The following is an 11,680-nucleotide window of genomic DNA, read 5'->3' as shown; positions in this document are numbered from 1 at the left end:
CCGTAGCGGAAATCAGCCTCTTTGAATGTATAAAAATGGTTAATCAACACGCCTGGTGTTCTATTTAGTTTTTTGGGATTAAAGGGATTAAAAAGTATTTTGTTGAATAACATGGAGAAGCAAATATAGAGAATAGATGGAATTTATGAGGGGGAAGCTTTGTGACGAAAATTGCAATTATTTCAGATATCCACGGGAATAAAACAGCATTAGAAGCAGTTTTAAAAGACATTCGACTAAGGAAGATAGAAAGAATTTTTTGTTTAGGTGATTTAATCGGCAAAGGTCCCCAAGGTTCTGAATGTATAGAACTCATCCAAAAGAACTGCGAACGAGTAGTTCGAGGCAACTGGGATGTATTTATTCAATCACCCACTGATAATGATTTTATACAGTGGTTCAAAGATAGATTAACAGAAAAAGATTATCAGTACCTAAGTTCGTTACCATTTAATATTGATCTTGAATTAAATGGACAATTAATAAGGTTTTTCCATGCTTCTCCAAGAAGTGAATTTGAACGTATCTCGGTAAGTCATCCAATTGAAAAGCGTTTATCTATGTTTGAGAATAGTGAAGCAACAAATTCAATCAATTACAATAAAATCCCTGACATTGTATTCTACGGAGATATACATACAACCTTTTTACATACATATAAAAAGGGTATTCTGTGTAACGTTGGCAGTGTTGGGAATTCACTTGACTTAACTTCAGCTTCATATGCGATCCTAGATGCAACACATTCAAACAATGCCATTCAATTTATTAGAGTAGATTATGACAGGCAGGCTGAACTTATAATTGCAGAAGAGTTGGGTTTGCCCGATTTAGATAAATATTATGATGAAATTATGTTTGCAAATTATCGAAATGCTTAGTGATGTTTTTATTCAATAATCGGCGCGACACAAGAGATGCAATAAGGCTTTCGAGAAAGTCTGTACTGATAGGTATATAGCTTAACAAATCAATTTTATATTTTATTATTTGGAGGACGAAATAATGGATTTGGTAAATAATTTTTTAAACGGCTTAAGAGCAGCATTATCAACAGATGAGTTAGAGGCACTAAATACAGCGTGCGGTGCTACAAAAGAGGTTATTGATACACTAAGGTCAGAATATCCAAATTGTCCTGAATCACTAATCTGTCTACTTGAAAATATTGATGGTACATATTGGCGGAAATATGGCGAAAACAAAATTGCAATTTGTATTTTAGGATCAGATGTTGAAGATGGTAAATATCCATATTATTTACTGTCTACACAGCAAATGTTCGAAAGTTCAAAAGAAGAAGAAGACATCTCCTATCTTTTAGAATACCAAGATGACGAGGAGGCTGTTGACCCTAAGATAAATCCGGAGGGACTTCTCCCAGGGACGTATATTCATTTTTCTGACTGTATGAACAATGGTGGTTCATCGAGACTCTTTATTGATTTTAACCCTTCCGAAGAAGGTATATGCGGTCAAATCATTCGCTTTTTGCACGACCCAGATCAATATGAAGTGATTGCCAACAGCTTTGATGAGTATTTACAGGATCTTATTGACGATGGTTTCGTTTTTCTGAAATCCGAAGAAGAGTAACCTTTTGCAATCTAGGTATTAACTGAAAAAAGTCACGTTTATTAGGGATGCTGTAATTGTGACGGATTTTGTATAAATACACTTAAACACACGAGGGAAAGAGTTTGGGAATCAAAATAATAGAAAGAGACCAAAAGGGGGGATTACTAAATGAATAATAACTATATTGAAAACATTCAATCGTTATATTCTGACCTTTCCATTGAAGACTTTTATCCTAATGAAATTGGTCAGAATAATGATGTGTTAATTGTAAACAAATCTTTGGTTTTTAGATTTCCAAAATATAAATATGGAATAATTCAATTAAGAAGAGAGACGGAAATTTTGAAATACATTAAAGGTATCGTCTCCATTCCCATTCCGAATCCGATTTATCAGTCTTTTGAAATGCTAGAACCGGGTAAGGTCTTCACTGGCTAAAACCTAATAAATGGTGTTCCTTTGTGGAAGGAAAGTTTAACAGGTATTAAGAGTGTTGAATTGGTTAAAAGGTTGGCAAAACAACTTGTTTCTTTTCTTGTAGAACTTCATTCTATTTCAGGAGAAAAAGCAAATCGAGATTTGAAACTGAAGGTTCGTAATCCTAATGAAGAGATGTATAACCTGAATGATAAGATTCAAAATAAATTATTTCCTTTTATCAGAAAAGACGCTCAAAAGGAAATATCAGAATCCTTTGAAATGTTCCTGAAAGGGGAAGCATTCTCAAATTTAGAAATAACACTTATACACGGAGATTTCGGAGCATCTAACATCTTGTGGAATCCAGAAACAAGTATGATTTCAGGGATAATAGATTTTGGTGGTTCTGGTTTAGGAGATCCAGCGTATGACTTTGCTGGAATACTCTCCAGCTATGGTGAAGATTTTTTTGATATGTGTATAAACCTATATCCTAACGGTAATGCAATATCTGAACGAGTTAAATTTTATAAAAGTACATTTGCTTTACAAGAAGCATTGCACGGGATGGAGAATGACGATAGACAGGCTTTTGAAAGTGGAATTAAAGATTATAGATAGATTGCTTGCTTGTTCAATTAAGTGAGCCTAAAGCCCCCCCCTTTAGTTAAAGAAGAAACAAGACAAACAATCTATTTATTAAGCTTCAAGCCTTACAATCCGTTATTTACCCTACGGTTGTTCACCATATCTTTTTAGCATCACGACTTCACCATCAGTTTTTTTCAATCGATTGTAAACATACTTAATTTTGTATTCGTTGTATTTTTCTAATTCGATTTTATCGTAAAAATTCTTTGATAAATACAACTCGCGTTCATCAATTAAAAGATAGTATTCACCATTTTTTTCCACGATATTTTGTTCATCAATTTTAACTGTTTTTTCAATTAGAACATCACTAAGAGTATAAAAAACCGCTGCAAATATTCCTACAAAAATGAAGATTAAAAAGATTATGAATAACTTACTTTTACTCAAGTGACTCACCTCATTAACTTTGGTATTTAATGCTAATTATAATCAATTCATGCTAGAATTTCAAAATTAATCAGAGTATTCATTAAAATAAACTGACCAGTTAGTTTAAATGAAATTTTTCACAAGATAAACTTCAAGTATTCATTAAAAAACCACCTTAAAAAATAACTAGAGAGGTGATTTTTATCAAACTTTTTGGCTCATCACCATAACATGTGGTTGATTTCCGTTCCGACTGGGCGCTTGGTAGCTGCCGCTTTGCTGTCGCTTCAGAAAACATTTGTCGCTTTCGCGCAGATAAAACATTTGTTGTTGTTGTTGTTGCTGCCGCTTCGCTTTCGCACAGATAAAACAATTGCTGTCACTACGCTGTCGCACAAAGCAAAGCTTCCTGGGGGGGCGTCTGTTGAGCCGCTTCACTCGTGGTGCACGATTTAGACTTGATTAAATTCTATTCCAGATGACCATAAATTGTGCTGCTTCAGATTCTAGAGCAATTAGGTGGTCTTCGGTGGAGGGGGTATCTGAAATTAATTTACCTTTTTGGACATTTAAAATGGCAGGTTTTACATCAGGAGCATGCTCAATGGTGAATTCAGATTGATTTAATAGTGTCAAAGATGAGCGACATTTGTTTTTATCAATTCGCTCGTCCTTCCCTTTGAAATATAACTTGATTAAGTGGGGAACTCCGTCAATTTTTAATCCTAGTTCTGGTGATGAACGAACAGTTATATATTCGCTATACCAATTGGATTTACCTGGTTCAAACCATTCAACTTCTTTATTTTTAATAAATTTTAAATGTGCTTTAACTGCTTCAAGGTAATTTTTCTGTTTAGCTTCAGAAACCTTTTGAGCAATAGAAAGCAGATAATCATTACTAAATTTGTTCTGATGGAATTTTCGGATACCATCTCGTAAAGGTTTCCAGTAATCAAAAGCAGGATTGTATTCATCTTGATATTTTATTTGTCTAACCATTGAAGTTTTACCAGTAACGCCTTTGAAAGTAAAGTCTGTAAACTGAGTAAGACCGATCGATACTTTTTTTGAAGACATTCATAACAACTCCTTAATTTGTAAATATTCGATAAAAGAAAAGAACCTTTAGAAGGTTTTAACCATGAATCAATTACAAATTATAGTGTATGACAACCGTCGTGTATTAACGACAGTTCAATTACCTGATAGTTACAAAATCTAATGTAAAAAGTAATTTCAAAGAATTTCACTCGTAATAAAGATCGCTAAAAAGAAGGGAAATATTTGATTCACCTTACTGAGGAGGAGTTAAACTATTTAAAGCCATTTATCAAAATGATAGCGGCTGTCATGATGTTCGGAATGGTGTTTTATCAATTTTAGAGGAAGGGTTTATATGGTGGATGCTATGACAATCCAACAACGAAAGACATTTTACGGAGCTATCGGTGCAATGGAAACAATTCTGATCATAGAAGATTATGACATATCTATATAGAGAGCATAAGACATCTTTCGTAAATTAGAGGCTACTGCCTAGTCAAAACTGGTTTATGTAGAAATGGATAAGATCTTCAATAGTCTTAAACAGTTGGAGGTGTAGAATGTTCAGGTTTAAAAAGAGGGACAAGCTTTTGTTGCAAGAACGGTTAAGTTTCTGTTAATGAGTGGTGGTTCCGATGGAGAAGTAGTTGGTGAACTATCTAAACATGGTTGTGATTCAAAAACAAAAGGAGTTTTGTGTGAAATGTGTGTTAATCGTTATAGTCATTGGTTTACCAATCATATTTCATGCTGGTAATAAAAAGTAAAGCTGCTTAACAGTTTCCTGTTAAACAGCACATGGATAATGTAAATATAAAACATAAAAAGGAAAAAGTCAACAGTTTTTTGCGCTTGCTAATTTTGTCAAGCAGTTCCTAACACCTTTTCTCAGATTGGTGAGCCAATACATTAAGAGTTGCTTGATGGTTAGGCCATATAAGATATGGTGTTAATGCTTAAAGCTGTAGGAAGCACTTAGCGATCTACTCCATGCCCATATTCAAAATTAAAGATGAATGGCTAATGGTTTTAAAATAGGCAAGGTAAAGCTGAAGTTAATGAATGGTATAAACGTTTAAATAAATCTGTACAAAAATGCTAGTTTAACTAAGTACATTTTTGATTTCCTCTGTATATTTCAACTTTAAGGGGGTAGCGAGTAAGATAAGGTTGACCAGTTAGCCATTGATGTTATTCAGAAAAAGGACAGGGTTTGAATTTTTGCTATAATAATTGTATTATAATAATTTGTAATTTTAAGTTTCCTTATTTAGGATAAAAGAGGAGGATAATAAGTTCAAATATGGATTAGTTACATAAAAGTGGCTCATCACCATAAGTTGTGGATGACATTTTTAAAAATATATGCACTGTATATTAGTTGATTGGAGTGGAGACTGGGCGACTCCTAGGGGATTAGCGTCACAGATGAGACCCTGGAGCGAGCAACGCGAGTGAAGCGGCTCATCGGACGCCCCCTGGAAAGCGCCCAGTCGGAACGGAAATCAACCACACGTATTTGGTGAAGAGCCTTAAAAGTGTAGAGGGAGGAATTAATTATGAAAGAAGCTAAAGACTTTGTATTTTTCTGGGGAAAGCAAGATGTATTTTCTAACTTTTATTACTCACCATTTAAGCATCAAGGACAACTTTTTAAATGGAGTGAACAAGCTGTAATGTATCGTAAAGCTAAATTGTTCGGTGCTGATAAAATCGCACTACAAATTATAAGAGCGCAAACACCGGACGAATGTAAGAAGCTTGGACGCAGCAGACAAATTCCATTTGATAATAAAGTTTGGGAAGAAAATCGAGAAAAAGTATATTATGAAGTACTAGTTGACAAATTCTCAAATCCAAATTTAAAATCAATACTTACAAATACAGGTAGTAAAACGTTAGTAGAAGCTAGCCCATTCGATAAAATAAGGGGAATAGGTATCGACTGTAATCATCCAGATGCAACAAATCCATCTAAATGGAGGGGATTAAATTTGCTAGGTAAAGTTCTTGAAAAAGTTAGAAAGACTATAATTGAAACGGAATAAACTTTAAGTATAAAGAAGTCTACAAAAATCAAAGAAGTTTAAATATTCGTTTAATGGCTCGCTGTTAAATCGATATTCGAAAAGAGAAGAAGATATTTACTGTTTGCAATAGATGATTACATTGGATCAGTCAGAGATTGCTTAGTGTTTGAACAGATAAACACCCAAAAGAAATCATTGAGTGTAAAAAAGGTTATAGACAGAATGTGTCCTTTAACAAATATAAAGGAGTATAATTTTAATGAAGAATAATTTGTTTGGGTGTTTTTTTCTTATTGCAACTCTCTTTATTGAAATTTTATTTTTAAGTATACTAGCTTCAAGTCAAGGAAACCCAATCGTATATCTTGTTATGACTGTCTTAGTGACTATTATTGTTTTAATATTAATAAAACTAAAAAAGAGTGGTATTGCACTATTGCTTGCTTTATTGTTTATAATGTCACTTCCTTTTCCAGTTTTTCTAAAACATAAGGAAGAGATGAAACTAAAGCATGAAGAAAAGTATAACCAAACAGAAACTGTAGACACACATAACACAGATATAAAATAAAGATTAAAACACGCTCAAAAAAATTCATAAAATCCCATATTCATTGGGATGGCCCAGGTAAAGAAACCAAGTAGGGCAATCGGGCCAAGTAAGAAATTATAAACCTTGGTTGGCAAGATTTTCCCGAATAAGCTTTAAAAATCGCTATACATACTACCATAACACAGGTTCTTTTGGGAAATTAGATTAATTATAAAACCTTAAAGCGAGTACAAGTTGCAAAAAAGCACAGTACTCGTTTTCTCTTTTGATCGTTAGCTAGCTACATAAAATGTCTAAACTAATAAAGCAAGGCACTCATGAAAAAAGTAAGTACCTGATGAAAATCCCATTTTTCAGTCGAAAGGTTGATGTGGAAGGGTATAACTTTTAATATGATAATTTGTAAATACATGGTGAAAAGGAAAGTGTTACATATGCGAATAAAGTCCATTTCTTTACAAACTGATCATTTAAAAGCTTTGAAAGAATTTTATATTAATCAATTAGGGTTTCAATTGATAACTGAAAATGAAGAAACCTTTCAAATTCAAACCGGTACTAGTATTTTAGAGTTTACCGATAGAGATGCAGTAAGAAACCCCTTTTATCATTTTGCCTTTAATATTCCAGCGAACCAATTTAGAGAAGCGAAATCTTGGTTGAAGAACAAAGTCACGCTTTTAACAGAAGATGGAGAGGATGAGGCAAATTTTTCACATCTGCCAGCACATGCCATTTACTTTGAGGATCCAGCAGGTAATATTGTTGAATTTATAGCTCGTTATGGTATAAACGAGGAAAGTTCAGAGCCTTTTACTATTAATAGTATTTTAAACATTAGTGAAATTGGTCTTATAGTTGATGATGTGTTAAAGGCTGGAGAAGAATTAAGTAAAGCTCATATATTCGAAAGAGATAACCAACCATTAAATGGTGAATTCTTAAATTTTATGGGAATAAGAGAATTAGGAGTTTTTATAATCCTCGCACATCCCGGAAGAAGATGGATTTTTTCAGACAGATTTTCTACCATTTTTCCTATCAAGATTTCAGTCGATAACGGAAGAACAATAGTTGTCAATGATAAAGGTAATTTTATGATTAAAGAATGATTTTTTAATTTTTGGTTTCAGCCAATCGAAAATAAAATACGTCTTTGAAGCGGAAATTAAAAAACGGGGGAAGAATAAATTAAAGAATTGTTGGCACTAATCGAATAATTTCATCAATTTACAATGTCCTCATTTTGTATAAACATGTTGAAAAAAGAACATCTGTTTGGTAATATGAGAGTAAATAGTAAATGGGGGGAATATGATGAGTAATTGTAATCTTATACTTCGGAATGTAGTTGAAGATGATCTTCCTGTTTTTTTCAAGCATCAACAAAACCTTGAAGCAAACTATTTGGCTGCCTTTACTAGCAAGGACCCCAGCGATTGGGATAGCTTCATTTTACACTGGAACAAAATTCTTACAAATAAAGATATTATTAAGCAAACGATTATAGTCGAAAATAACGTAGTTGGACATGTTCTATGCTTTGAGCAGTTCGGAGAATCAGAAGTTAGCTACTGGATTGGAAATGAATATTGGGGAAAAGGGATCGCCACGAAAGCTTTACAGGAATTTCTAAAACATGTTACAATCCGTCCCCTTTATGCTCGTGCTGCTAAAGACAATGTAGGGTCTCTAAAAGTTTTAAAGAGATGTGGATTCACGATTACAGGCGAAGACATCGGTTTTTCTAATGCACGCAATAAAGACGTACAGGAGTTTATACTCACCCTCAATTAAAAATGAAAGTATGTTACTTTTTATTTAATAGAGGTATACGACGGTTACTAAGAGAATAGGGATGAAGAAGTAGCGAAAAGGCTGCTTCTTTTTAGTTTGTGGATAATTATTTATATTTTTCAGAAAAGTCTTGACACTATTTTCGCATATATTTATATTATATATAACCGAACAGTTATGTATGAAGTGAGGGATGATCATGCCAAATGTTTATCGAGCATTAGGGGATTCAACGCGACGCCATATTTTAAGTATGCTTAAACAAGGAAGTAAAACCCAAAAGGAGATAGTTGAAGCATTTGATATCTCTCAACCAGCAATTAAGAAGCATTTGAATATTTTATTGGAGGAAGGAATTATTTCAGAGAGCTTGAATGGGAGATATCGTATCTATTCAATAAATCTCGACACACTCCAAATTGCCTACCATGAAATGCTTCAATACATCGGAGAACTACTTGATGATCAACTCATAAGTCTAAAAAATTATGTTGAAAAAGGAGAGTTTCGAGATGAAGAAAAATGAAAATTCTGTAAAGAGAGAAATTGTTGTTAACGCATCTTTGAATAAAGTTTGGGATGCATTGACTAAGCCTGAGCATTTAAACCTTTGGTATACAAAAAATGCTGACATAGAATTTCGTATAGGCGGAAGAGGTTATATGAATCATGGCTGGGGGGCAACATCTGAGGGTATATTCACAGAAATAGATACAATGAAACGCTTTGTACTTCAGAGCATTGATGGGGATTTTACTACTATTACATCTTTAGAAGAAATTGGGGATGGTATTAAAGTGAGTATTGAATATCAGGCTTCTTTTATTGGTGAAATGAATCAATCTACAAAGGAAAATATGTTATTTGGCACAAGTCAATTTTTAGAAAATCTAAAAAGCGTTTATGAAACTGGCACGGATAATCGTTCAAAGTTTTGGAAAGCATGGATTGGTATTGCACACACAACAAACGAGGGTGAGAGAGGGACAAAAGTTTTACAGGTGAAGGGAGGTTCGGTAGCGGCAGCTGTTGGAATTAAACCTGAAGATATTATACTAGAAATAGATGGCGAAGCAATCGAAGGATATGAATCTTTCGAAAGAACATTGAATAATAAAAATGTTAATGGCAATGTTACGTTAACGATAGAAAGTAAAAATGAAAAATCACAGGTAAACTGTCTTGTAGATGCTTATCCTGTCCCTTATTAAATATTTAATTAAAATACGGGAATAGTAATTGCTTTCTTGGGTTCTTTTTTGAACGGCTAAAATAACTTTTGATATTATGGTTATAGGGGAAAAACAGAACAAGACGGTATCGAGGCAAACATTACTATAGGCTGTTGGTGGCGTAGGTGATCTAATTATACAGGAGGCAATTAGACGTTCAAAACCTAGTCGACAAGGTTACTGGTGATAGTGAGGTATAAGTGTATAGCTGGATGCTGGGCGGACGCTCAAAACGTTGGATAGGTTAAATTATGGGGTTAAGTCATACACATATTCAAAATATTAAAGATAATATCGTTGAGCAGATGATGGGGTAAGTGATAAGGGGCTAAATTGCCCCTTTTTATACATCGACGGTTTCGATATAAAACTCAGTTATCTCAGTTTTTTCAGCATTTGTTTTAGCTTCGCAAAAAAGTATTATTGGACTTTCTACACCGTCAAACCATAAATATACTTCTGTACTAAAACCGCTATTATCATTATATTTGTATACATTTATGTCCAATTCTTCATCGCTAGGTGGTAAAGTAAGAGTACCTTGCATTTGAAAAACTTCTTTTAAAAACTCCTCATTTTCATCGTTAATTTTATTCTCTTCTTTAAGTTTATCGTAACGAAGGTTTACTAGATCAACGAGTGTTTCTTTAGTTAAATGCATTACTTTTTCTTCTAAAGTCATTAATAATTGTCTCCTAAACTATGAAATATTTAATATCATATTATCATTAATGAGCTACATATTACTACAGTTGCCATACTTCCACAGGGAGTAAGAGATGTTAATTGAAAGGGAGGTCGGACAGGTGAGGTTTAAGTCATTTATAGCAAGATTAAAATTAATGTCTACGGAGGAATGTAGAATGATAGAAGATTATACAATTTTAATTATGAGTGGATTAGCAACTATTAGCCGAGTACCAGCACGACATAAAGATGTAGACTTAGCAACGTTGGGGCTAGACTCTTTTAATTCCTCTGATTCTAAAAAAAATTGTTCCACATCTTGGTCATATACTTGTTCTAATGTCATTTTCTTTTTTGGGAAAATGATTTAATCATTATCATTCTTAATAATTTCCCACATCTTCCGTAACTTCTGTAAATCTTCTTCACGGCTCTTTGATAATTCCTTCTAGCATTTTTAGGGGAGGGCTGCTAGAAAAAGCCTGGAACTCAGCTCCGTATTTTTCAGGTCGTAGAGGAGAGTTCGGCTATTTGATTTATCTTAAAAAAATTTCTCTGTGTCTTCAATTTTAGAAATAAGGTTAGGTATGTCTCTAAATGATAGGTTGTTTAGACAACTTTTCAAAAAGTACGTAGTCTCATTATTTCTTTTATTTAATCTGGAACCTAATCGTGCGTTAATAAAACCAGTCTCTTTAAGAATAGGGTTTTCATCCAAAAATTTTTCTATTTCGTTTGATTTAACCGTATATAGTTTTATATCTTCCATTTGATTAACATACTGACCAATTAAATACCCAACTATAGTTGTACCCTGTGTTATAACGGATGAAATAAAGAAATCACTTAATGGATTACCTTTTTCAACTGAGTATTCTTCTGATGTTAGATTTAATAATTTTATGTAAGAATCTGGATTGGGCAGTACGATTGTTACTCCCTCGAACTCTTCAAACTTCCCTAGTGAATCAATTTCGTCCTGAGTATAGTAAATCTTTTTATCATCTTTTGTAATACCTTCTACTCTAGTAGCAGAAACTTCAGGAGGTCGTAATGTATCAATATTAAATTTTTCACTAATTACTTCAGATATTGCCTCTTGAATACTTTTAACTATTAAAGGTCGGGAGGTGTTGTCCTTTAATAGCACCATTATTGAGGGAGGATTTTATTTATATTGTTAGAAATGATGAATTTGTAATAAACGGAAATAGAGCATTTTGTAAAATACATCCTCAAGAAGAATTATTTCATAGGCGAATAGTAGAATCAAGTTGAACACTTTAGAAAAATAAAAACATCGTACGCGA

The 11,680-nt window shown here is 33.3% G+C and carries 16 protein-coding genes; 11 read left to right on the top strand and 5 right to left on the bottom strand.

The genetic code is table 11. The annotated features are described in order from the left end of the window. Positions 1-161: 161 nt before the first annotated feature. The 4 genes from QRN68_RS25170 (at position 162) to QRN68_RS25155 (ending at position 2,622) form a co-directional block, all read left to right on the top strand. Positions 162-881: a metallophosphoesterase family protein gene (locus QRN68_RS25170; protein WP_285400054.1), complete on the top strand. Its 720-nt coding sequence runs from the start codon at positions 162-164 to the stop codon at positions 879-881. Between the two features lie 124 nt (positions 882-1,005). After that, positions 1,006-1,596, top strand: coding sequence for an SMI1/KNR4 family protein (locus QRN68_RS25165; RefSeq protein ID WP_285400053.1), 591 nt, complete (start codon positions 1,006-1,008; stop codon positions 1,594-1,596). A gap of 150 nt (positions 1,597-1,746) precedes the next feature. After that, positions 1,747-2,019 (top strand): hypothetical protein, encoded by a 273-nt coding sequence (locus QRN68_RS25160; RefSeq protein WP_285400051.1) that lies wholly within the window; start codon positions 1,747-1,749, stop codon positions 2,017-2,019. A gap of 21 nt (positions 2,020-2,040) precedes the next feature. Further along, positions 2,041-2,622 carry an aminoglycoside phosphotransferase family protein gene (locus QRN68_RS25155; protein WP_285400049.1) on the top strand — a complete coding sequence of 194 codons (582 nt, stop codon included), beginning with the start codon at positions 2,041-2,043 and terminating at the stop codon, positions 2,620-2,622. 111 nt (positions 2,623-2,733) lie between these two features. Here QRN68_RS25155 and QRN68_RS25150 read toward each other — a convergent pair whose 3' ends face one another. The 3 genes from QRN68_RS25150 to QRN68_RS25140 form a co-directional block, all read right to left on the bottom strand. Then, complete coding sequence (locus tag QRN68_RS25150) at positions 2,734-3,042, bottom strand: hypothetical protein (RefSeq protein WP_285400048.1); 309 nt, start codon at positions 3,040-3,042, stop codon at positions 2,734-2,736. Between the two features lie 157 nt (positions 3,043-3,199). Beyond that, entirely contained in the window at positions 3,200-3,397 is a 198-nt protein-coding gene (locus QRN68_RS25145; protein ID WP_285400047.1) for a hypothetical protein, read from the bottom strand. A gap of 89 nt (positions 3,398-3,486) precedes the next feature. Then, positions 3,487-4,104, bottom strand: coding sequence for a hypothetical protein (locus tag QRN68_RS25140; protein WP_285400046.1), 618 nt, complete (start codon positions 4,102-4,104; stop codon positions 3,487-3,489). A gap of 1,526 nt (positions 4,105-5,630) precedes the next feature. Between QRN68_RS25140 and QRN68_RS25135 the strand changes: the two genes are divergently transcribed. From QRN68_RS25135 to QRN68_RS25110, 6 genes are all read left to right on the top strand, one after another. After that, a complete protein-coding gene (locus QRN68_RS25135) occupies positions 5,631-6,119 on the top strand; it encodes an NADAR family protein (protein WP_285400045.1) in 489 nt (162 codons plus the stop codon). Between the two features lie 241 nt (positions 6,120-6,360). Further along, positions 6,361-6,672, top strand: a complete 312-nt coding sequence (locus tag QRN68_RS25130; protein ID WP_285400043.1) for a hypothetical protein — start codon at positions 6,361-6,363, stop codon at positions 6,670-6,672. Between the two features lie 416 nt (positions 6,673-7,088). Continuing rightward, positions 7,089-7,766 (top strand): VOC family protein, encoded by a 678-nt coding sequence (locus QRN68_RS25125; protein WP_285400042.1) that lies wholly within the window; start codon positions 7,089-7,091, stop codon positions 7,764-7,766. 205 nt (positions 7,767-7,971) lie between these two features. Next, positions 7,972-8,451, top strand: a complete 480-nt coding sequence (locus tag QRN68_RS25120) for a GNAT family N-acetyltransferase (protein WP_285400041.1) — start codon at positions 7,972-7,974, stop codon at positions 8,449-8,451. A gap of 199 nt (positions 8,452-8,650) precedes the next feature. After that, positions 8,651-8,977 (top strand): metalloregulator ArsR/SmtB family transcription factor, encoded by a 327-nt coding sequence (locus QRN68_RS25115; RefSeq protein ID WP_285400040.1) that lies wholly within the window; start codon positions 8,651-8,653, stop codon positions 8,975-8,977. Further along, on the top strand, positions 8,964-9,662 hold the full coding sequence (locus QRN68_RS25110; protein WP_285400038.1) for an SRPBCC domain-containing protein: 699 nt from the start codon (positions 8,964-8,966) through the stop codon (positions 9,660-9,662). The genes QRN68_RS25115 and QRN68_RS25110 overlap by 14 nt, the downstream gene beginning before the upstream one ends. A 364-nt stretch (positions 9,663-10,026) precedes the next feature. Here QRN68_RS25110 and QRN68_RS25105 read toward each other — a convergent pair whose 3' ends face one another. After that, positions 10,027-10,365, bottom strand: a complete 339-nt coding sequence (locus tag QRN68_RS25105) for a DUF7668 domain-containing protein (protein ID WP_285400036.1) — start codon at positions 10,363-10,365, stop codon at positions 10,027-10,029. A 181-nt stretch (positions 10,366-10,546) separates the two neighbouring features. Between QRN68_RS25105 and QRN68_RS25100 the strand changes: the two genes are divergently transcribed. After that, on the top strand, positions 10,547-10,741 hold the full coding sequence (locus QRN68_RS25100) for a hypothetical protein (protein ID WP_285400034.1): 195 nt from the start codon (positions 10,547-10,549) through the stop codon (positions 10,739-10,741). Between the two features lie 170 nt (positions 10,742-10,911). Here the strand turns inward: QRN68_RS25100 and QRN68_RS25095 are convergent, their stop codons facing one another. After that, positions 10,912-11,523 (bottom strand): hypothetical protein, encoded by a 612-nt coding sequence (locus QRN68_RS25095; protein ID WP_285400033.1) that lies wholly within the window; start codon positions 11,521-11,523, stop codon positions 10,912-10,914. Between the last annotated feature and the right edge of the window lie 157 nt (positions 11,524-11,680).

The organism is Lysinibacillus sp. fls2-241-R2A-57 (assembly GCF_030209535.1).
Lineage (GTDB): Bacteria > Bacillota > Bacilli > Bacillales_A > Planococcaceae > Lysinibacillus.
This window is presented reverse-complemented; position numbering and strand designations above follow the sequence as displayed.